This is a genomic window from Pseudoflavonifractor gallinarum, assembly GCF_014982855.1.
Classification (GTDB): domain Bacteria; phylum Bacillota; class Clostridia; order Oscillospirales; family Oscillospiraceae; genus Pseudoflavonifractor_A; species Pseudoflavonifractor_A gallinarum.
Map to the genome: position 1 here is coordinate 22,152 of NZ_JADCKF010000007.1, position 21,715 is coordinate 43,866.

At 60.7% G+C, this 21,715-nt stretch carries 21 protein-coding genes; 9 read left to right on the forward strand and 12 right to left on the reverse strand.

Annotated features, from left to right (window positions below; genetic code table 11):
• Positions 1–3 precede the first annotated feature (3 nt).
• The 7 genes from INF37_RS08560 to INF37_RS08590 form a co-directional block, all read right to left on the reverse strand.
• A complete protein-coding gene (locus tag INF37_RS08560; RefSeq protein ID WP_193537712.1) occupies positions 4–1,029 on the reverse strand; it encodes a zinc-dependent alcohol dehydrogenase in 1,026 nt (341 codons plus the stop codon).
• 14 nt (positions 1,030–1,043) lie between these two features.
• The gene (locus INF37_RS08565) at positions 1,044–1,703 is read right to left on the reverse strand and encodes a flavodoxin family protein (protein ID WP_101691319.1); all 660 of its coding nucleotides are present in this window, start codon (positions 1,701–1,703) and stop codon (positions 1,044–1,046) included.
• Between the two features lie 20 nt (positions 1,704–1,723).
• A complete protein-coding gene (locus INF37_RS08570; RefSeq protein ID WP_193537715.1) occupies positions 1,724–3,187 on the reverse strand; it encodes an FGGY-family carbohydrate kinase in 1,464 nt (487 codons plus the stop codon).
• A gap of 91 nt (positions 3,188–3,278) precedes the next feature.
• Entirely contained in the window at positions 3,279–4,076 is a 798-nt protein-coding gene (locus INF37_RS08575) for a class I fructose-bisphosphate aldolase (RefSeq protein WP_101691321.1), read from the reverse strand.
• A 438-nt stretch (positions 4,077–4,514) separates the two neighbouring features.
• On the reverse strand, positions 4,515–5,528 hold the full coding sequence (locus tag INF37_RS08580; protein WP_101691322.1) for a LacI family DNA-binding transcriptional regulator: 1,014 nt from the start codon (positions 5,526–5,528) through the stop codon (positions 4,515–4,517).
• 48 nt (positions 5,529–5,576) lie between these two features.
• The gene (locus INF37_RS08585) at positions 5,577–6,548 is read right to left on the reverse strand and encodes a Gfo/Idh/MocA family protein (protein WP_346728036.1); all 972 of its coding nucleotides are present in this window, start codon (positions 6,546–6,548) and stop codon (positions 5,577–5,579) included.
• Positions 6,549–6,728: 180 nt separating this feature from the next.
• Entirely contained in the window at positions 6,729–7,097 is a 369-nt protein-coding gene (locus INF37_RS08590) for a RidA family protein (protein WP_101691581.1), read from the reverse strand.
• 279 nt (positions 7,098–7,376) lie between these two features.
• Between INF37_RS08590 and INF37_RS08595 the strand changes: the two genes are divergently transcribed.
• The 9 genes from INF37_RS08595 to INF37_RS08635 all read left to right on the forward strand — a co-directional run bounded on the left by INF37_RS08595 (position 7,377) and on the right by INF37_RS08635 (position 15,104).
• The gene (locus INF37_RS08595; protein WP_101691323.1) at positions 7,377–7,694 is read left to right on the forward strand and encodes a (2Fe-2S)-binding protein; all 318 of its coding nucleotides are present in this window, start codon (positions 7,377–7,379) and stop codon (positions 7,692–7,694) included.
• On the forward strand, positions 7,691–8,785 hold the full coding sequence (locus INF37_RS08600) for an NAD(P)/FAD-dependent oxidoreductase (protein ID WP_193537717.1): 1,095 nt from the start codon (positions 7,691–7,693) through the stop codon (positions 8,783–8,785). Before INF37_RS08595 ends, INF37_RS08600 begins: the two co-directional genes overlap by 4 nt.
• Positions 8,778–9,218 carry a 4Fe-4S binding protein gene (locus tag INF37_RS08605; protein ID WP_145996805.1) on the forward strand — a complete coding sequence of 147 codons (441 nt, stop codon included), beginning with the start codon at positions 8,778–8,780 and terminating at the stop codon, positions 9,216–9,218. Before INF37_RS08600 ends, INF37_RS08605 begins: the two co-directional genes overlap by 8 nt.
• Entirely contained in the window at positions 9,219–9,497 is a 279-nt protein-coding gene (locus INF37_RS08610; protein ID WP_101691324.1) for a (2Fe-2S)-binding protein, read from the forward strand. It abuts the gene before it with no gap.
• On the forward strand, positions 9,487–10,638 hold the full coding sequence (locus INF37_RS08615; protein ID WP_186964098.1) for an NAD(P)/FAD-dependent oxidoreductase: 1,152 nt from the start codon (positions 9,487–9,489) through the stop codon (positions 10,636–10,638). Before INF37_RS08610 ends, INF37_RS08615 begins: the two co-directional genes overlap by 11 nt.
• 31 nt (positions 10,639–10,669) lie before the next feature.
• Complete coding sequence (locus INF37_RS08620) at positions 10,670–11,383, forward strand: GntR family transcriptional regulator (protein WP_193537719.1); 714 nt, start codon at positions 10,670–10,672, stop codon at positions 11,381–11,383.
• Between the two features lie 205 nt (positions 11,384–11,588).
• Complete coding sequence (locus INF37_RS08625; RefSeq protein WP_193537721.1) at positions 11,589–12,887, forward strand: sensor histidine kinase; 1,299 nt, start codon at positions 11,589–11,591, stop codon at positions 12,885–12,887.
• Positions 12,868–13,725: a DNA-binding domain-containing protein gene (locus INF37_RS08630; RefSeq protein ID WP_193537723.1), complete on the forward strand. Its 858-nt coding sequence runs from the start codon at positions 12,868–12,870 to the stop codon at positions 13,723–13,725. The genes INF37_RS08625 and INF37_RS08630 overlap by 20 nt, the downstream gene beginning before the upstream one ends.
• 323 nt (positions 13,726–14,048) lie before the next feature.
• Positions 14,049–15,104: a PTS sugar transporter subunit IIC gene (locus INF37_RS08635; RefSeq protein ID WP_101691329.1), complete on the forward strand. Its 1,056-nt coding sequence runs from the start codon at positions 14,049–14,051 to the stop codon at positions 15,102–15,104.
• Positions 15,105–15,218: 114 nt separating this feature from the next.
• Here the strand turns inward: INF37_RS08635 and INF37_RS08640 are convergent, their stop codons facing one another.
• The 5 genes from INF37_RS08640 to INF37_RS08660 all read right to left on the reverse strand — a co-directional run bounded on the left by INF37_RS08640 (position 15,219) and on the right by INF37_RS08660 (position 21,113).
• Positions 15,219–16,259, reverse strand: coding sequence for an aldose epimerase family protein (locus INF37_RS08640; RefSeq protein ID WP_193537725.1), 1,041 nt, complete (start codon positions 16,257–16,259; stop codon positions 15,219–15,221).
• A gap of 3 nt (positions 16,260–16,262) precedes the next feature.
• The gene (gene galT / locus INF37_RS08645) at positions 16,263–17,759 is read right to left on the reverse strand and encodes a UDP-glucose--hexose-1-phosphate uridylyltransferase (protein ID WP_193537727.1); all 1,497 of its coding nucleotides are present in this window, start codon (positions 17,757–17,759) and stop codon (positions 16,263–16,265) included.
• A 3-nt stretch (positions 17,760–17,762) separates the two neighbouring features.
• Entirely contained in the window at positions 17,763–18,755 is a 993-nt protein-coding gene (gene galE / locus INF37_RS08650) for a UDP-glucose 4-epimerase GalE (RefSeq protein ID WP_186964103.1), read from the reverse strand.
• Between the two features lie 33 nt (positions 18,756–18,788).
• Positions 18,789–20,087, reverse strand: coding sequence for a galactokinase (locus INF37_RS08655; RefSeq protein ID WP_408004146.1), 1,299 nt, complete (start codon positions 20,085–20,087; stop codon positions 18,789–18,791).
• 159 nt (positions 20,088–20,246) lie between these two features.
• Positions 20,247–21,113: an AraC family transcriptional regulator gene (locus INF37_RS08660; RefSeq protein ID WP_193537729.1), complete on the reverse strand. Its 867-nt coding sequence runs from the start codon at positions 21,111–21,113 to the stop codon at positions 20,247–20,249.
• Between the last annotated feature and the right edge of the window lie 602 nt (positions 21,114–21,715).

Genomic DNA, 21,715 nt, shown 5'->3' on the forward strand with positions numbered 1-21,715 from the left:
CCATCAAAGCCGTACAATGACGCGGTAGGTATCCGGCGAAACCGCCCGGCGGAAGGCATAGTCGATCTGCTCCAGGGGCACCTCTTCGCTGATGAATTCCCGCACATCGATGAGGCCCTCCGACAGCATCCGGGCCGACTCCCGGAAGCTCTCCTTGGTGGTGGAGACCAGACCGGTGAAGTTGATCTCATCATAGTGAATCTTGTTGGGGTCAATGCTCACGGTTCCCTTGGGGTAGATCGCGCCGTAGAACACGATGGTGCCGCCCTTGGCCAGCGCATCGATGCCCTGTTCGGCCGCCTTGGCGCCGCCCGCGGTATAAAAGACCGCCTCTACGCCCCGGCCGTCGGTCATCTCCCGGACCACCGCCAGCAGATCCTCCTTGGTGGGATCCACCACACGGTCGGCGCCCAGGCGCAGGGCTGTGGCCTTCCGCGCCTCGTCCACCTCGGTGATGATGACCTTCAGCCCGCTCAGCTTGGCCACCTTCACATGGAGCAGGCCCATGATCCCGGCTCCGGTGATGACCACGGTATCGCCGTAGGTCACATGGGCCTTCTGCACGCTGCGCAGCACGCAGGCCAGAGGCTCAGCCAGGGTGCCCACGGAGAAGTCGATCTCATCGCTGACCTTGTAGACCTGATAGCCCTCGGCCACCATATACTCGCTCAGTCCGCCAGGCCCCCACAGGGTATCGGGCTCGGGGTTGTCACCGCCGTTGGCGCACATATTGTCCATGCCTCTCTGGCAGTAGTAGCACTCGCCGCAGCGGGTGATGGCGGCTACCACCACCTTATCGCCGGGCTGGATGCCGGAAGCCACGCGGCTGCCCACTTGCTCGACCACGCCGCAGACCTCATGGCCGCCGTTAAAGGGATACTGCTCCTTGCCGCCCGTAAAGTAGCGCTGCTCAAAGGTGCACAGACCACAGGCCTTTACCTTGACCAGTACCTGATCCTCCCGGATCTCCGGCATGGGAAATTCCTGAAGCTCTACGGTCTCTTTTGCGGTAATGACTGCCTTTTTCATCTCTATGCTCCTCCTCAGTTGTATTTCAGTTCACGATAGCGGGCGAAGTAGGCGCCGGTACGCGCCAGGTCCTCCCCTTCCCCGCTCTCCATATGGCGGACCAGATCCTGCCCGCCCTGGTAGAGTTTTTCCACCACATCCTCCATCTCGGCCACCGGCTTCCAGGTAGTAAAGGGGATGCAGAATTCCCGCCAGGGATAGCTGTTCAGGTCATTGAGGCAGAAATATCCCACCTTCATATGGCTGTCGAACACCATGTCTCCGTGGCTTCCGCTCACGGCGATGAGCACCCCGGGCCGCCGTTCTTTGTTGCGGCTGCCAAAGCGCATCTGCTGGGTCTCCTCATCCTTCCAGATGTCCACAAAGGGATAGCACCGGTCCACAAAGACCTTGAATGCTCCCGTAATATCTCCATAGAAGGTGGGGGTAGCCAGCACATAGGCGTCTGCCGAGCGGATGGCCTCGTGAAGCAGCGGAATATCGTCCCCCTTGATGACGCATGTCCCAGTCTTCTCGCAGGCACGGCATCCCCGGCAGGGCTTCATATCATAGTCGTGGAGATAGTAGATCTCGGTCTCCGCGCCGGCCGCCCGGGCGCCCTCGAGAAACTTCTGTACCGCTGTGGCGGTGTTGCCGTGATGGCTGGAACTGCTGACAAATGCGGCAATCTTCATTGTGCGCGCCTCCCTCTTCCTTATCTCAAATCAAGCCGGGCCAGTTCCTCAAAAGCCGGCCGGCACAGGGCGTTGAGGGACTGATAATAGGCAAATCTCCGGTCATAGCGCTCCACCTCCGCCGGGTTAGGTACGATGCGCTCCCCATCCCCCAGCCAGCGGTCCCGCACGATGCGGAAGCTGTCAAAGAGTCCCAGCCCGCGCCCCGCCAGATAGGCGGTGCCCATGGCATTGTCTCCCTGGGGCAGGTAGGTCAGCTCCTGGTTGAGTACATCGGCAATGATCTGCCGCCAGAGCAGGCAGTTGCTCCCTCCCCCGCTGATGACCAGGCGGCTCAGAGGCAGGGCGCTGCTCTCATAGGAGTCCCGCAGGGCATAGGCCACACCCTCCAGGAGGGCACGGTACATATGTCCCGCCGTATGGGCGTTGGTCAGGCCGAAGAGCACTCCCTTGGCCAGGGGGTTTGCCTGGGGCGTGCGCTCGCCCAGCAGATGGGGCAGGGCGAAAAGTCCATCTGCCCCCGGGGCCACGGCATTGGCCGCCTCTTCCAGGGTCTGATAGCTCACCTCACGCAGCAGCACGGAGTCCCGGAACCACCGGGTGATCTCCCCACCCGTGAGCACATTCCCCAGAAAGCGCGCACCGCCGGTGATGAAGGGGCAGCTTCCCACCTGGTCGTCCAGAGACCGCTCCAGGCCCAGAAAAGTTCCCGCGGTCCCCAGGTAAATGAGGCCTTCGCCCGCATCCACAGTACCGGTGCCCACCAGGATGGTGTAGGAATCTCCCGTTCCAGCCACCACCGGGATGCCCGGTACCAGTCCGGTCTCCTCGGCGGCCTGTTGTGTGACGGTACCCACCACATCCATGGGCCAGCAGAGGGGGGGCAGTACCTTGGGGTCCAGTCCCGCTTCCCGCATACGCTCCGGCAGCCAGACATGGCGCTTCTCCTCATATACCCCGCCGAAGATGGCCGCAATATCGTGGTCGGCACTGTATACGCCGGTCAGTCGGAAGGCGATATAGGAGTGGGCGTTGAGCACCATCTCGATCCGCCCATAGGCCTCGGGCTCATGGCGCTTGATCCAGAGCAGCTTGGGAGTGACGTCCTGCAAATTGCTCTCCCAGCCCAGATGTTCCTGGAGCCAGGCAGCCTCCTCAATGGCCCGGTTGTCCCGGTACAGGATGGCCGGCCGCACCGGTCTCCCCTCCCGATCCAGAGGACAGAGGTTGGGCACCATACCGCTGGCACAGATGCCGGCGATCTCGGAGGGGTGGATCCCCGACTGCTCCAGACAGGCGGCGATTCCCGCCCGGGTCCCGGTCCACCACGCACCGTCCGGGTCTTGTTCCACATAGCCCGGCTGGCTTTGGATGGTTTCATAACAATGGGTATGCTGGGCCCGGCGTCTCCCGGTACCGTCCATCAGCACCGTTTTGATGCTGCTGGTACCAATATCAATGCCGAGCAAATAGGTCTGTGTCATTCGGACACCTCTCTTTTCCTTTGAACACCGCCAAACAGATACAGCAGGGGGAAGCGGTAAAACCGCTCCCCCCTGGTCTCATATCACGGTTTTATCCAAGATGCGCCATGGCGGTCTCCAGATTCTCCCCCTCATGGATCAGGCCCTTGAGAAGCTTGATCACCCGGTCGGGATGCTCGTGGCCCCAGATGTTCCGGCCGATGGCCACGCCGTGGGCGCCGCACTTCATGGCGTCGTCGATATTGGCAAAGAACTGCTCCTGCGAATTGGTCTTGGCGCCGCCCAGCACCACGATGGGCAGCCCCTCGCATCCCTGCACGACCTCCTCATAGCCGGGCCGGTAGGGCATCTTCAGGAAGTCAGCGCCGGCCTCTGCCGCCACGCGGGCCGCCAGCTTCAGGCTGTCAATGTTGATATACTCCTGGGGCGGGTTGAAGCCGCCGGGCACCATCTCGGCCAGCAGCGGCATGCCGTACTGCTCACACTCCCGGCGCAGAGTGCTGATGATGCGGATCATGGTGCGCTCCAGCTCGATGTCCTCGCCGGAGATATCGGGACCGCCGTTGAAGAGAACGGCGTCGGCGCCCACCTTGACCGCCTCTTCCACCGCCACGCACAGGATGCTGTCGTGTGCCCCTCTGGCATAGTCGGTACAGGGGAAGTCCGCCCGGACGATCAGGCCGGTGCGGCCCAGCAGAGCCTCATATTTCCGGGCCATACCGATGTTGAGGATCACCGCGTCGGTACCGGCATCGATCACGGTCTTGAGGGCCTGATCCAGATGCTCGATTCCACGCATGGGGCCGGAATTGACACCGTGGTCAAAGGCTGTGATGATGGCGTTGCCGTCTTCCCGGAAAATATGATTCATTCTCTTGATGGTCCCCATATGGATTTCTCCTCCTATACTGTAATCGGTTTCTGTAAACGGTTACATCCGTCGTATGTATAGTAGCACATTCCCATGGAAAAATCCAGACCTTTTTGTAAGATTGGTAAACCTGTTTTAAATCTTCCGGTCAGTTCTATGCGTTATGCACAAAAACAGCGGCGACCTGTTTTACAGGTCGCCGCTGCCAGACTGTCGATAAAGTGTATTTCGACGATTTTCGCTGCAAGAGCCTCGCAGAGTTCCGCCGTCCGCAGACGGCGGAAAAGAGTCAAAATCGTGTTTTCCGGCGGCATGTACGTCGGAAAACACTCTGCTCAGGCCGTAAGTGTGTGCCCCAAAAGGGCACGCGCGCGGCGGCCTGCATCCCCTCGAAAAAATGCCTGCATTTTTGAGAAGCGTGTCGAAGTTTTTCGACACGCGGAGCGGCGACCTGTTTTACAGGTCGCCGCTGTTCACGAGATTTTTTGTACTCTCCCGCAGCCGCAGTTCCACCGGATAGAGCACGCACTGGGCCATCTCATGCCCGGTAGAGAGTCTCCGCAGCAGCAGCTCGGCCGCCTTTTCTCCCAGCCGCCGGTTGGGCACCGCTACGGTGGAGAGGGCCGGTGTAAAATAGCTGGCCAGCGGGATGTCGTCAAAGCCGATCAGCTCCATCTCCTCCGGCACACGGATGCCGCCGCTGTGGAGACATCTCAGTGCTCCCACCGCCATCATATCGTTGAAGGTGATCATGGCGGTGGGACGCTCCCCCTGCTCCAGCAGCCGCCGGGTACACTCCACAGACTGCCGCAGCTGGTCTCCGTAGGACACAAACTGCATCCGGCACAGACAGTCCGGATATTCCTCGAAGAAGTCCCGTACTGCCTGCGCTCTCCTCCGCCCAATGAAGGTGTCCTCGGTGGCGGCCAGAACGCCAAAGATCCGGTTCCCCTCGGCATAGAGGTAGCGCAGCGCCATCTGCACCCCCTCGTAGTCCTCCATATAGACCGAGGTGACCGGTCCGTCCAGCCCCATCTGCTCCGGATTTCCGATCAGTACATAGGGCACCTTGACATTTTGCAGGTACTCTCTTACCTCTTCGCTGCCGGAGAAGTCGGAGACATAGATCACCATGCCGTCCACGCTCCGGTTATCCGGCCGCTCCTGGCCCGGCATACTGCTCTGGGAGTAGATCAGCAGTTTATAGTTGGCCTGTAACAGCACCTTCTGGCAGCCCTCCACCAGCTGGTTAAAGAACTCGTTGCGCAGTGTGGGCACCACACAGGCCACCGTCCTGGTCTGGCCGGTCGAGAGACTCTGGGCCGATGGATTGGGAACATAGTCCAGCTGCCGGATTACTTTCAGGATGCGCTCTCTGGTCTCCGGCGACACCTTCTCCGGCTGGTTGATGCTGCGGGATACTGTGGCGACGGATACGCCGGTCAGTTTTGCAATTTCCTTGATGTTCAAACTCGTTCCTCCTGCTCGATCCGTTCCTGCCCGTTCCGGGAATTTGCCTCATTCGAAGGGGTAACGCACGCCCCAGTCCCGGCGCAAAGCGTCCATCTGCTCCATCATACACAAGGTCTGCGCGTGAGGCATCTCAGGGCACTCCAGCGCTCCCGTCTCCAGGGCCCGGCGGCAGGCCTCCACCTCATACTCATATCCGGTGATCTGTTTGGGCACCGTGATCTCCCGCCGGAGCGACCGGTCGGGCCCAAAGAGGGAGATACGGTCAATGTTATTGATGTTGTGGGCGATCAGATAGCCTTTCGTGCCATAGATGATGCCATACTGCTCCGTTGCCGCCAGTACAGTGGTATGCAGGGTGGCCATCTTCCCATCCCGGTAGCGCAGTACGATGGAGCTCTGGGCATCCACCCCGGTGGATGTCTTGACACAGGCAGAGGTGACATCCTCCACCTCATCTCCCAGCACCATGCTGGCGAAGTTCAGCGGATAGATCCCAATGTCCAGCAGGGCCCCTCCGGCCAGAGCGGGCTCCATGATCCGCTCCACATGGGTGAGGGGATAGCCCAGATTGGCGGTGAGGGAGACCACCTCTCCCAGGGCGCCCTCACCGATCAGATCGTCGATCATCCTTCTGGACGGCATATAGCGGGTCCAGATGGCCTCAGTGAGAAAGACGCCCCGCTCCTCCGCCCTTGCCAGGACCTGTCGGGCCTGGGCTGCATTGGCGGTGAATGCCTTTTCACAGAGCACCGGCTTTCCGTGCTCGATGCAGAGCAGGCAGTGTTCCGCGTGGTGAGAGTGGGGCGTGGCCACATAGATCAGATCCACCGCCGGATCTTCCACCAGTTCCTCGTAAGAACCATAGGCCCGCTCGATTCCATAGGTGCGGGCAAATTCCTCCGCCCGCTCCCTCTCCCGGGAGGCCACTGCCCAGGCCTGGACGTTCTCCATCTCCCGCAGGGTCCTTGCCATGATTCCGGCGATTTTTCCCGCTCCCAGTATTCCCACGCGCAGCATCTGCCTCATCCTTTCCGCTTTGATCTCTTTGAGTATACCACAAGGCAGCGCGGCGGTAAATCATCATCCCGTTCCCTGCGGAAAACTTCAAGGCGCCCTTGGCCGTCTTGTACATAAAAAATGCGGTGTGACCGCAAATACCGTCACACCGCATGGCAGAGTATTCCATGATTTCTCTGCTTACTTCTCGGCAATGGCCTCGATCTCGCAGAGAGCGCCCTTGGGCAGATCCTTCACGGCCACGCAGCTGCGAGCGGGCTTGGAGGTAAAGTACTTGGCATACACCTCGTTGAAGGCGGCAAAGTCAGCCATGTCAGCCAGGAAGCAGGTGGTCTTGATCACCTTGTCAAAGCCCACGCCGCCGGCCTCCAGAATGGCGCCCACGTTCTTGCAGCTCCACTCGGCCTGAGCGGCAATGCCCTCGGGCATGGCGCCGGTGGCGGGGTCCACGGGCAGCTGGCCGGAGGTGATGACGAGACCGTTGGTCTCATAGCCCTGAGAGTAGGGGCCGATGGCGCCGGGCGCCTTCTCGGTAACAATGATCTTCATGGGAAATTCCTCCTTAGAAAATGGATGATCCAGACCGGCGGACCGCCTCTCCTCCGCATCCATGCAGAGGGATCGCTCCTCTTGTGGGAGTGGTCCGGAAACCGGCTTTCCTCTAGTGTACCACCGCAAACGGCGCGATACAAGAGGAAGTTCAAACGCCGGAGTGTAGTTTTTCGCTTTTTCTTCTCTTTCCCCTTGCGCTTTTTCCCTGTATGTCTTATAATGTCCTCAGTTGTACGTACAAGTTGTACGCTAACATGCGAAGGAGGTCACACGGTCATGTCTCAGCATATCGAGGAACACCCCATCGTGGATTATCCCAGCCGGACTCCGGTCACCTTTTCCTTTGACGGACGCACCCTCACCGGTCTGGCCGGCCAGCCCATCGCCGCGGCGCTGCTGGATAACGGCATCTCGGTCTTCCGGCATACCCATAAAACCGGCCAGCCCCGCAGTCTCTTCTGCGGCATCGGCCAGTGCAACGACTGCGTTGTGGTGGTCAACGGAAAGCCCAATGTCCGCTCCTGCACCACTCCGCTGGAGGAGGGCATGGTCATAGAGACCCAGCACGGGCTCGGAAAGGTGGGTGTCCTGTGAGAACGACGGATCTTCTGGTCATCGGCTCCGGACCGGCCGGTCTGGGGGCCGCCATCGAGGGCGCCCGCTGCGGGGCCAAGGTCCTGCTGGTGGACGAGAACACCAAGGCTGGCGGTCAGCTCTACAAGCAGATCCACAAGTTTTTCGGCTCCGGGGCTCACTATGCGGGCACCCGGGGATTCCAGATCGCGGATATCCTGCTCCAGGAGGCCAACGACCTGGGTGTGGAGACCCTGCTGGACACCCGCGCCCTGGGCCGGATGGACAACGGCTGCGTCTCCATTCTCCACCAGGGAAAGGTGGAGGCGGTGGAGGCCAAAAAGGTCATCCTGGCCACCGGCGCCAAGGAGAATGCCCTGGCCTTCCCCGGCTGGACCCTCCCCGGCGTTATGACGGCGGGAGCGGCCCAGACCTTCAGCAATGTCCACGGCACCCTGGTGGGCAAGAACATCCTCATGGTGGGCTCGGGCAACGTGGGACTCATCGTCTCCTACCAGCTCATGCAGGCGGGGGCGGAGGTCCGTGCCCTGGTGGAGGCTGCGCCCCAGATCACCGGCTATCTGGTCCACGCCGGAAAGATCCAGCGGGCGGGCGTACCGGTCTATACCTCCCACACTGTGGTGGAGGCCCGGGGCACCGACCGGGTGGAGGAGGCCGTCATCGCGCAGGTGGACGAGAAGTTCCGCCCCATCCCCGGCACCGAGCAGACCATCCCCGTGGATACCATCCTGCTGGCCGTGGGCCTCAATCCCCGCACGGAGCTGGCCTCCATGTTCCGCTGCCGCACCACCTATGAGGGGGCGCTGGGGGGCATCCTCCCGGTCCACGACGCCTGGATGCGCAGCTCCGATCCCAACGTCTATGTCTGCGGCGACCTGGCCGGAGTGGAAGAGGCCAACACCGCCCTGGAGGAAGGGCGTCTGGCCGGTATCCACGCCGCCGTCTCCCTGGGCTATACCGCTCCCCACGCCCAGGCGCGGATGGAGGAGCTCCAGGAGAGCCTGCGCTCCCTCCGCAGCGGAGCCCACGCCGCCCGCCGCCTGGCCTGTAAGGAGCGCATCATGGAGAAAGGAGGCGCCTGTCATGTCTAATCAGCCGTCCCGGGGCTTTGCCCTCCTGGAGTGCTGCCAGGAGATCCCTTGCAACCCCTGCACCACGGTCTGCAAGACCGGGGCCATCGTCAAGTCCACCCTCAACAGCCGCCCGGAATTCGATCCCGAGAAGTGCGTGGGCTGCAAGCTCTGCGTGGCCGCCTGTCCCGGACAGGCCATCTTCTTCCAGGTCCCCGACCTGGGCGACGGCAAGGCCTCCATTACCTTCCCCTATGAGTACCGCCCCCTCCCCGTTCCGGGGCAGGAGGTAGTGGCGGTAGACCGGCTGGGCAACGAGGTCTGTCCCGCTGTGGTACAGTCGGTGGACCAGCGCCCCGTCTTCAACCGCACTGCGCTGGTCACACTGGTCATCCCCGCCGAGTATCGGGATCAAGTCCGCTTTCTCCGGCGGCTGAGAAGGGAGGAACGCTGAATGGAAGACCGCGATATCATCATCTGCCGCTGTGAGGAGGTCACAAAGGCCGACGTCCTCCAGGCCATCGCCGACGGCTGCCACACGGTGGCCAGCATCAAGCGGGCCACCCGGGCCGGCATGGGTGCCTGCCAGGGCCGCACCTGCGGCCGCCTCATCCAGCAGATCCTCATGAGTCAGGGCATTCAGACTCCGGAGACCATTCAGGCCGACAAGCCCCGCTTCCCCACGGTTCCCTGCGGGGTGGATACATTAGGGAGGGACGACGATGCGGAATAAATATGGCGCCATTGTGATCGGCGGCGGCTACTTCGGCTGCGCCTGCTCCTATTTTCTCGCCAAGGCCGGCGTCCCCACCCTCCTGCTGGAGGAGAAGGAGATCAGCCGGGGGGCCTCGGGTGCCAACTTCGGCAATGTCCAGGTCCAGGACGCCTCCATGGGGCAGAGCTATGAGCTCACCCTGGCCGGTTTCGCTCGCATGAAGACCATGACCGAGGAGCTGGGCTGTGACATCGGATACCAGTCCTACCCCTCTCTCATCGGCGCGGAGTCCGAGGAGCATCTCCCCGAGCTGGAGCGGCTCTTCCAGGAAAAGAAAGAGGCCGGGCTGGATGTGTACTGGCTGGAGGGCGACGCCCTTCAGGAGGCCGAGCCCAACCTGGCGCCCGGCACCGTGCTGGCGGCCAGCTATTTTGAGCAGGGGCGCGTCTATCCCTTCCACTATCAATATGCCCTTGTACGCCAGGGCCGCAGATATGGCCTGGAGGTCCGGGAGTTTTCCACCGTCTCCTCCCTTTTGGTGGAGGGTGGCGTCTGTACCGGCGTCATGCTGGCGGACGGCACCACGGTACGGGCCGAGCATGTGATCGTGACCTCCGGCGCGGGCACCCGCCCCCTCTGCGCCACCGCCGGACTGGATGTCCCGGTCTACTCCGTCAAGGCCGAGGCCTTCGTGACCGAGGCCATCCAGCCCTTCCTCAAGACCTATTACTCCTCCGCCGCCTTCTTTGCGGAGGCCCACAACCCCGAGAAGGCAGTCACCTCTCTCTGCATTGGACAGAGCCATTACGGCAACATCCTTCTGGCCGAGACCACCAAACCCCACACCGCGGTGGACGAGGCCGGGCAGGACTGTACCTCGATGGAACACTGCCGGAACATCCGGGAAAAGGTCCTGCACTTCTTTCCCGCCCTGGAGCCGGTCTCCATCCTGCGGGGCTGGGTCACCGCCTCCCCCTACACGCCCAACAATGAGCCCATCTTCGGAAAGGCTCCTGTGCCCGGCCTGATCCTGGCCGCCGGGTTCAAGAGCTCGGCGGTGGTCTCCGCCGTTGTGGGTGAGACGGTCGCGGAACTGGTCACCCGGGACACCTGCGCCTGGGATCTGGACCAGTACACCGCCGCCATCCGCCCCCTGTAACTGTCCTGTTCCCATTGCAAGGAGGAACCCTATGCCCAAATCCCAACGCCTCTGGTCCCACACCTATGCCTATCTGCTGGATCAGATCCACGGTATGAAAGCCGGCGAAAATCAGCTGGAGCCGGAGGAGGAATTGACCCGCAAGCTGGGGGTCAGCCGCTCCACTGTGCGGGAGGCCACCCAGGCCCTGCTGCAGGAGGGCTATCTGACCCGCCGGCACGGAAAGGGAAATTTTGCCCACCCCTCGGTCTCCCAGCTCCGTTATCGTATGGATCTGACCTCCGATTTTTCCAAACTTCTGGACACGGGAGATGGTCCGGTGGTCTGCCAGACCCTGCGCAGCGGCTATGTTCCCTGCCGCGAGGTGATGCGCCGCCGTTTTCCGGTCCCCTGTACCACGGTCTATGAGCTGGATTGGCTCTACTCCGTGGGGGAGCGTCCCATGCTCTTCTGCCGCACCTCCATCCCGGAGGAGATGCTCCAGCGCCAGCCGGAGCCCCTCTCCACAGACGATTCTCTCTTTCCCTGGATCCGCACCTACTGCGGCCGGGATTTTGCCTACTATGCCACCCACCTGGGGTGCCGCTGTGAGGAAGACGCCTGTAGGGCCCTCCAGCTTCCCTCCGGCACCGCCTTATTCAATTGGCAGGAGGTCTTTTACGATCTGTCCGATGTTCCGGTTGCCTTCTGCGATATCTTTTTCCACCCGGAACATGTGGACCTTACCATGGTCCTGCGCCCTTGATTTCTGCGGCGGTCCGCGGCATTCGCCGCAGACCGCCGTTCTCCTTTTATTGACCCGCTGCCATAAAGAGGGGAATTCCCCAGTGTACAAATCCATAAAAGTGCGGTATCATGAAAGATATAACTTAATTGTCCGGTTGTGCGCCCACTTCTTTTGTACACTTCATCCAATCAAATCAGTTTGAATTTGTGGCAGGTGTCATATTATGGAGCATACTTCCAAGCTGATCCGCCGCCCCTGGGTGGCCAGCGCACTTTTGGTGGCTCTGGCCTCCCAGATCTCCATCAACCTCTTTACGCAGGAATTCAATATCTCCGTGGCCGTCATTCTCCTGCCGGTCCTTCTCTTTTTGACGCCGGATATCCCCCTCTTCCCCACCGCCGCGCTGGCTGCGCCCGGTGTCTTTTTGCTGCGCTGCCTGATCCAGGGAGTGACCACGTTTTCTCTCCAGGGATGTATTCCGGCCCACGCACCCGAGCTCTTTTTCTATCTCACCTACGGCCTGCTCTTTGATCTGTATGCCAGACGCTGTTCCTTCCATCCCTTCCGCGCCAAGCTCTGCCTCCCGCTGGTGGGGATCGACGTATGTGCCAATTTTGTGGAGCTGCTCATCCGTCTGGGGTGGGGCGTCTTTTCCCCGTCCCTGCTGCTTCAGCTGCTGGCGGTGGGAATCGGCCGTTCGCTTTTCGCCTTTCTGATCATCCGCACTTTGGACAACTACGGCTTTCAGGTCCTTCGCCGGGATGATGCAGAGCGCTACCAGCGTCTTTTGCTCATGACGGCTACCCTCAAAAGTGAGGTAGCCTGGATGGACAAGGGAACGGCTCTTATCGAGAATACCATGAACGCCGCCTATCGTCTGTACAGTCAGCTCCGCGCCGGCGGCGCGGACGAGGAGACCGCCGGGACGGCCCTCACCATCGCCAAGGACATTCACGAGGTGAAGAAGGAATATTTCCTCATCATGCGCGGCATCTCCGAGGCGCTGGAGCGCGCCTCCACGATCCCCGGTATGGAGCTGGAGGAATTGTTCTCCATTCTGACCCACAGTGTGGAGCGCACCGCCCAGGCCTGCGGCAAAGAAGTGGTGTGCGCCACTTCTCTCTCCGACAATTTCTACACCACACAGCACCACTACCTCATGTCTATTTTCCGCAATCTGCTCAACAATGCACTGGAGGCCGCGGGGACCGGCCATACCGCCCATCTCACGCTGACCCAGCGGCGGGAGAGGGACGATTTCCTCTTTACCGTAGAGGATGACTGCGGCGGCATCCCGCCTCAGCGCATGGCGCAGATTTTTACCCCGGGCTTTTCCAGCAAAATCAACTATACCACAGGGGAGATCAACCGAGGGCTTGGCCTCACCATCGTCAAGGACCTGGTGGAGGAGGAACTCCACGGAACCATTCAGGTCTCGTCCCAGAACGGAGGCACCCTGTTTACCATCCGCATACCCATGCGGGAACTGGAGGGAACACAGCATGCTGTTCTATCTGATTGATGACGATTCCGCCACGCTCAATATCCTGCGCATGATCATTGAAGACAGCGACTCCGGCAGTGTGATCGGCAGCGCGGCCAGCGGTCTGGATGCGCTGGAGGACCTGCGCTATATGCGTCCGGATATCGTTCTGGTGGATCTTCTCATGCCCGGAATGGACGGCATCGAGTTTGTCCGTCAGGCCCGCAGCCGCTATCCGGACCTGCGCTTTGTCATGCTCTCCCAGGTCACCTCCAAGGATATGGTGGCAGAGGCCTATTCGGCCGGCGTGGACTTCTTTCTCTCCAAGCCGGTCAACAGCATCGAGGTGGTCAGCGTCCTGCGCAAGGTGGGAAAACTCCTGACCATGGACCGCACCATGGACCAGATGCGCTCTCTTCTCCAGGGCGGCGCCCCCGCCGGGGTCTCTTCCGCCCCAACGCCGCCTCCCGACAACAGCGAGCGGCAGCAATCCGCGCTCAATGCCGTGCTCCATCGCATTGGCATCAGCGGCGATCCCGCCTGCCGGGACATCTCTCAGATTGTCGGGTATCTCCTCTCCTCCCAGGGGCAGCAGGAGCAGCTGACCGTGGCGCAGCTCTGTGACCGGTTCAGTGATTCCCCCAAGGCCATGGAGCAGCGCATCCGCCGGGCTGCCATGGCCGGCATGGTGAATCTGGCCAACCTGGGGATTGAGGACTATTCCAACGATACCTTTACGGAGTATGCCGGCACGCTCTACCACTTTGAGCAGGTACGCCGGGAAATGGACTGTATCCGCGGAAAGACCACCGTCCACGGACGTGTCTCGGTCAAAAAATTTCTCTATGCACTGGCTGCCCTGTGTGCTGGTCGCTGATCCTTTACGCCTTTCGGCTCGTTGCCGGAAGGCGTATTTTTTTGTTACTTTTTCATGCGCCATTTTTCATCTTTTTCAATTCTTTCTCATTATATGACTTGATTTTCTGCTCATTTTTCCCTTTTTCTTCTAATCCAGATTACTTTATCTGCTATTTGCACAAAACACCCCCCATCACTTTTTGATAACTCTTACAAAGTTCCATCTACCGTCATATTTTATAGTTTTCTTTCTGTTACTTCCTGTTGTTTTATGAAACTCTTCTATAAACTGAGTACAACAAGAAGTTACCACCCAAACAGACGACGGAGGTGCGAGCGTCTATGACAACGATTCTTCTCGGTATGGGCCTGCTCCTGCTGACACTGGCCGGTTTTTCTCTGTTCAGCATGAAGGCGCCCAAGGGTTCTCAGGCAATGTCTGGTCTGGCCAACGCGGCCGTGGCTACCTTCCTGGTGGAGGCCATCCACAAATATATTTCCGGTAATCTGATCGGCATTGATTTTCTCGGCGAAGTCGGCAGCATGTCCGGCAGCATGGGCGGTGTAGCCGCTGCCATCCTGGTTCCGATCGGCATGGGTGCCAATCCCATTTTCGCCGTCGTTGCCGGCGTGGCCGTGGGCGGATATGGTATCCTGCCCGGCTTTGTGGCCGGCTATCTGGTCGGTTTCCTCTCTCCCCTGATTGAAAAGTATCTCCCCGCGGGTCTGGATGTGATCCTGGGCGCCCTGATGCTGGCTCCCATTGCCCGCCTGGTCGCCTTTGCTGCCGACCCTGTCGTGAACAGCGCCATGGGTTACATTGGCACTATGATCACTGCTGCCACCGAGCAGTCTCCCCTCCTGATGGGCTTCCTGCTGGGCGGCATCATCAAGATGATCTGCACTTCTCCCCTCAGCTCCATGGCCCTCACCGCCATGCTGGGCCTCACCGGTCTTCCCATGGGCATTGCGGCCATCGCCTGCTTCGGCGGCTCGTTCACCAACGGTCTGATCTTTGCCCGTCTCCACCTGGGTGACCGGAGCAACATCATTGCCGTCATGCTGGAGCCCCTGACTCAGGCTCCCATCATCACCCGCAATCCCATTCCCATCTACGGATCCAACTTCTTCGGCGGCGGACTGGCCGGTATCGCAGCCGCCATGCTGGGCATCGTGAACAACGCCCCCGGCACCGCCTCCCCCATCCCCGGCCTTCTGGCTCCCTTTGCCTTCAACGATCCTCAGACCGTGGTGCTGGCGCTGGTCCTGGCCGCGCTGGGCGGCTCTCTGGCCGGCTTCCTGGGCAGCATCGTGTTCAAGCGCTTTAAAAAAGAGGCTCCCAAAACGGACGCCCCCGAAAGCTCTATCATCTCTCTGATGGAGGATATCCCCGCTTAACGTCCTCCTTCCCCTCTCTTGAGCCCTGTGCCGGTGCGGCACAGGGCTCAGCTCGTTTTCCCATATAAAAAGCGGAGCGTGTATCCCAACGATACACGCTCCGCTTTTCTTCGTTTATCTGCTTTTCTCCACCTGATAGACCGTACACTGTCGGTAGGTCTCTCCCCGATGGAGGACGATACTCGGAAAATCCGGGTGATGGATGGCGTCCGGCCAGCCCTGCGCTTCCAGGCAGAAGGCGCTGCGCGGGCCGTAGACGGCCCCCTCTTTTCCCCGCTCACCTGCGAGATAGTTTGCCGTATAGAGCTGGAGGCCTGGCTGTGTGGTCCGGCAGGTCAGATGCAGTCCATGTCCCGTCACCTCCGCCGCGGTACGCAGCGGACCGGCGGGAAGATCATGAAGCACAAAATTGTGGTCATACCCTCTGCCCAGCTCCAATTGCGGATGGTCCTTTGCCAGCCCCTCCAGGAATGGGACACTCTCCCGCAGGTCGAAGGGGGTTCCGTCCACCGCCAGCCGCTCCCCGGTGGGGGTGCTGTCCCCATCCGTGACCGTGATGGCATCGGCATGAACGCAGATGGACTGTCCTTCCAATGTTCCCGCTCCGTGTCCGGCCAGATTGAAATAGCTGTGGTTGGTCAGGCTGCACAGGGTATCCCGGTCGCTTCGGGCCTGATAGGTGATGGAGAGCGCGCCCGCCTCGTCCAGGCCATAGCGCACTTCCACCTCCAAGCCCCCCGGAAATCCCTCATCTCCATCGGGGCTGTGGTGGGTGAGGAGGAGCTCCTCCCCCTCCAGCCGGGCCGTCCACACCGCCCGGTCAAACCCCCGCATCCCTCCATGGAGGCAGTTGGGGCCATTGTTGGCCGCCAGGGGATAGGTGTGGCCCTCCAGAACAAAGGAGGCCCCTCCGATCCGGTTGGCTACACGTCCCACGGTCGCCCCCATATACTTGTCCTGTGCCTCATAGTCTCCCAGCGTGTCAAAGCCAAGCAGGATGTCCCGGCTTCCCTCGGGAGCGGGCACCCAGAAGGACCGAAGGGCCGCCCCGTAGGTCAGCACCTGTACGGTATAGTCCCCGCAGCGCCCCGTCCAGCACGTGACCGCCTCTCCGGCGGCCGTCACACCAAAGGGGGCGGAAATCCACTGTGTCATGTATTACACCTGCCTTATAAAGCGGAGGAAGGCCTCCTGTCCCTCGGGAGAGCGCTTGTAGACCCCCGCGTGCTCCAGCACCCGGGCAAAGACCAGTCCGGTCTCCTGTTCCACCAGCCCCAGGGCGTTTTCCGCCGTAAAGGAGGCGTATTTATGCCGGAATCCCTCGGCCCACTCCGCATGGGAGGCGGTGAGGGGGTCCTCCCGCAGGCTGGTCCCCTGTACCAGGTGGTCGGCCACCGCCGCCAGCTCAGCCTTCAGACGGGCGGGCAGCACGGCCAGCCCCATCACTTCGATCAGGCCGATGTTCTCCTTTTTGATGTGGTGCAGCTCCGCATGGGGATGGTAGACCCCCAGCGGGTGCTCCGGCGTGGTGATGTTGTTGCGCAGGACCAGGTCCAGCTCATAGGCCTGCCCTCTGCGCCGGGCGATGGGCGTGATGGTATTGTGGGGCTCTCCCTCGGTCTCGGCAAAGACAAAGGCCGCCTCATCGGTATATCCCCGCCAGGAGGTGAGGATCCGGTCGGCCAGCTCCACCAGACGCTCCGGCCGGGCGGAGGTGATGCGCAGTACCGACATGGGCCAGCGGACGATCCCCGCCTTGACATCCGGGAATCCGGGGAACTCCACTTCCCGGTCCACCGGGGCCTTCTCCATGGGGAAGGCATAGTGCCCGCCCTGGAAGTGGTCGTGGGCCAGGATGGAGCCGCCCACGATGGGAAGGTCTGCATTGGAGCCCACAAAGTAGTGGGGGAACTGTCCCACAAAGTCCAGCAGCTTGGCAAAGCAGGCCCGATCGATCTTCATGGGGACGTGTGCGCCGTTGAATACGATGCAGTGCTCCGGATAGTAGACATAGGGGGAGTACTGCAAATACCAGGGGGAGTCGTTGATGGTGACCGGCACCACCCGGTGGTTCTGCCGGGCCGGATGGTTGACCCGTCCAGCATACCCCTCGTTCTCCCGGCACAGGAGGCACCGGGGATAGTCCGAGGCGGGCAGCTCCCGGGCCGCCGCGATGGCCCGGGGGTCCTTCTCCGGCTTGGAGAGGTTGATGGTGATGTCCAGCGCGCCGTATTCCGTCTGCACCTTCCACTGCATATCCCGGGCGATGCGGTCCCGCCGGATGTAGTTGGTATCCTGGCTGAAGGTATAGTACCAGTCCGTGGCCGCCTGGGGACTCTCTGCCCGCAGGGCGCGGAAGCGCTCCACCACCTGGCCGGGCCGGGGCGTGAGCCGTCCCATGAGCATGGTGTCAAAGAGATCCCGGTAGACCACCGAGTTCTCTTCCAGCACTCCCCTGGCATGGGCGTCGTCCAGTAGCACCTCCAGGATCTCCGCCAGCGGCCGCTCCGGGACAGGAGCCTGGGGTGCGGTCCAGCTGTCCAGCTTCAGTCCCTCCAGCAGGGAATTCACCGCCCAGACCCGCTCCTCTTCCCCAATGAGGCCGGTACGCGCGGCGTAATCCACCAGGGCCTGAATGGCCTCGTTCACCTCCATGGCTCAGCCCTCCCCGAATCCGTTGGGATGGCTCTTGTGCCAGTTCCAGGCCGAGGCGATGATGGTCTCCAGATCGTTCTGCTCCGGCTTCCAGCCCAGGACCTCCATGGCCTTTTTAGAGGAGGCGATAAGCTGGGCGGGATCGCCGGAACGGCGGGGCGCCATCTCGGCGGGAATGGGATGCCCCGTCACCTTCCGGGCGCACTCAATGACCTCCCGCACGGAGAAGCCCACGCCGTTGCCCAGGTTGAACACGTTGTTCTCGCCGCCCCGGATCAGGTAGTCCAGCGCCAGAATGTGGGCCTGGGCCAGATCGGAGACATGGATATAGTCCCGGATGCAGGTCCCGTCGGGGGTGGGATAGTCCTCGCCGAAGACCTTGATGCAGGGTCGCTGTCCATTGGGCACCTGGAGGATCAGGGGGATCAGATGGGTCTCCGGGTCATGGGCCTCTCCGATGGCGCCGGAGCGGTGGGCGCCGCAGGCGTTGAAGTAGCGCAAGGCCACATACCGCAGGCCGTGGGCCCGGGAGACCCAGCCCATCATCCGCTCCATGGAGAGCTTGGTCTCTCCGTAGCAGTTGGTGGGCTCGGTCCGGTCGGACTCCAGGATGGGCACCCGCTCGGGCTCTCCATAGGTGGCAGCAGTGGAGGAGAAGACGATCTTATCCACCCCGTGCGCCACCATGGAGGCGAGGAGCACCATGGTCCCATGCAGGTTGTTATCATAGTATTTCAGGGGATCACTCATGGACTCTCCCACCTGGGAGGAGGCCGCAAAGTGGATCACACCCTCAATGTTCTCTTTCTCAAACAGGGCGTCCAGCGCCGCCCGGTCCCGGATGTCCAGCTCATAAAAACGGGCTTTCGGATGGACCGCGGCACGGAAACCGGTCTGGAGGTTATCGGCCACCACCACATCCCGGCCCGCATCAATCAACTCATATACGGTATGGGAGCCGATGTATCCCGCTCCGCCCAGTACCAAAATAGCCATTCAAAATTCCTCCTTTTTGATTCCATGCCCTGCTTACTGCCAAATCACCGCGCCGCCCACCGGACGGATGGACAGGATGTGGCAGCATCCCGCTCCCAGGATCTCCTCCATCTGTGTCCGGAAGGCATCCAGCCGCTCCCGGGGCACAAAGGCCTGGATGGTCCCGGCAAATCCGCCGCCGTGGACCCGGAAGGCCCCCGTCCCGTCCAGGGCCCGCTCAGCCGCGGCCAGGGCCACGGCCATAGCCTGCTCCCGCACCGCACCGGCCGGAGCGATGTTCTGAAGATGGGTCCAGGAAGAGCGGCCCGACTCCTTTACCAGAGCCAGGAAGGCGTCAAACTTCCCGGCGGCCAGGGCCTCAGCCTCCTGGGCCACCCGGCGGTCATCGGCATAGAAATGCATGGCGCGCAGCACGGCCCGATCGCCCGCTGCCTTGCGCACCTCGGGGAATGCCCGCCAGAAGTCCTCCTCCAGCACCTCCCGCAGCACAGACTTGCCAAAGAAGGCCGCTACTGCCTTCATCTCCTCCGGAATGGCGGCATACTCCGCCGTGAGGTCGGCGTGGTCGGCGCCCGAATCCACGATGCACAGGGCATAGCCCTGCTGCTCCAGATCCACGGCCAGCGGCTCGATCACCGGCGCAGCGGGGTCGGCAAAGTCAATGGCCACCGCGCCGCCCACCGAGGAGGCCATCTGGTCCATCAGCCCGCTGGGCTTGCCGAAGAACTGGTTCTCGGCATACTGGCCCATCTGGGCAATGCTCACCGGAGAGAGCTCGTTTTTACAGAAAAGGGTGTTGAGGATGTTGCCCAGCAGCACCTCGCAGGCCGCCGAGGAGGACAGTCCCGACCCGGGCAGCACGTCGGAAATGGCATAGGCATCAAAGCCAGCCGGTGTGTAACCCAGCTGTGCGATCCGGGCCGCCATGCCCCGCACCAGAGAGGCCGTGGTCTCCCGCTCTTCCTCCTGGGGCTCCAGGGTGTTCAGATCCACCTCCACCATGGGCCAACCCTCCGACTGGAAGCGGATGACCTGGGTGCCGTTTGGGGCGGCGCAGGCCAGGAAATCCAGATTGACCGCCGCCGCCAGTACCCGGCCCCGCTGGTGGTCGGTATGATTGCCCCCGATCTCGGTCCGCCCCGGCGCGGAGAGGACCGCCACCGGCGTATGCTCCTCCCGTCCAAAGGTCTCCCGAAATCCCTTGGCCACCCGGGCTACCCGGCTTCTGGCCGCAGACGGGATCTCTGCGCCCAGGCAGGACAGTGTGCGCAGTGTGTCATCCAGCGCTCCCGATTCCAGCGCCTGGCACAGTGCGGAAAATTCTCTCATCATTCTCACCCATTTCCTTAAATTGAGGGGGCAGGCGCTCCCCTCTCTCTCCCGGATCTCTGCTTCCTCACCCGCGGAACAGGCAGAGATCGCTGATTCACGCCTATTATACTGCAAGATCCGCTCTGATAAAATGGGCTTTTCGCATCTCAGATGGATTTTTCAATCAGCATTTCTCTTCTGGCGGTCCGCCGGCTCTGCGGTGCGGTAGCGTTTTGCGTAGGCCTGGGGAGAAAGCCCCATCACTTGTTTGAAGGCTCTGGAAAAATACAGCGCGTCGTGGAACCCGACGGAATGGGAAATCTCCCGTACGGAAAAGCTGCTGTTTACCAGCATCGCACACGCCTTCTGGATACGGTACTCCATCAAAAATCGCTTGGGCGACACCTGAAAATGGGTGGTAAAACTCCGGTACAGGCTGCTGGGACTGACCGAGAAAAGCTCCGCCAGTCCCTCCACGGTAATGGGCTGTTCATAGTTGTTCATAATGTATCTGGCCGCCATCCGGGCACAATCGGTCCGGGGCGGCGGCGTACGTCTGGACTGCTGCGCTTTTTCACTGAGGAGCGCAAAAATGAGGTACAGGCGGCCTGTGGATGCCACCTGGCACGCCAGACTCCCACGCTCCTCCCGGTGCAGTTCCAGCAGCATCCGTCCCAGCGATTTGGAAGAAACATTGAGTAAAATCGGATAATCCGGCCGGAAATCGGTCTGTTCGACCAGTTCCCGTGCGTCGCTTCCGGAAAAGCCGACCCATACATATTCCCAGGGCTTAGCCTGTTCTGCATAAAACTGTACGGTTGTATCGGGATAGACCAGAAAACTGTCTCCCGCCTCCAGAAGGAAGTGGCGCTCTCCCAGAAGCAGATTCCCATGCCCTGATAAAATGTGATAGAGGCGATAGTGATCCAGCACACCCGGTCCCCACTGGTATCCCGGGATACAGTGCTGATGCCCGGTGCTCGCCACGGAGAGGGATCGGACCTGCGGTGCAAGTCCATAGCGCTTGTAAAAATCATCCTGTAACATGGTCTGCTCTCCCCTTCTAACTGTGGATTGCGACTAATAGTATAGCGGAAAGAAGCGTATCCGGCAACTGCGCTCCCCACCCCGGCTATCCCATGCGAAAAAATCCATACAGGTGTGGGATGGAAACCCCTCTTTTCCCTTTTGAACATTTGGCCCGTCCACGTCCATTTATGGATTGAGCACGAAAAAACCATTTATAATCCCGTCTATCTTATCAAAAATAGTATATCACGGCACCATTTTGACAAAATTCAACGTTTAAAATCTTTCCAGGCACTTAAGCCCGCTGAAACATCCTCCTCTTTTTTCATGAACTGCTCCTGTAAACATGTTTTTTTACGTGCATGCCGTGCTTTTTTCCGTTTTCCTCGCATACATTTTTATTTTTCCGGGCTTATCGATAAAAAAGCAAAGATTTGATCTGTCATTTTTTCTTTTTATCGCTTCCGAATCGGCATGTCATTTTGCTATACTACCCCGTTCATTCTGCACAATTAATCTTTGATTACTATAAAAATCAGCGGTGCACAAATGCGATTTTGATTCAAAAAGCAACTTATTTAAAATCTTTTACACTCTTTTTTGTAGATTGCTTTCATTTT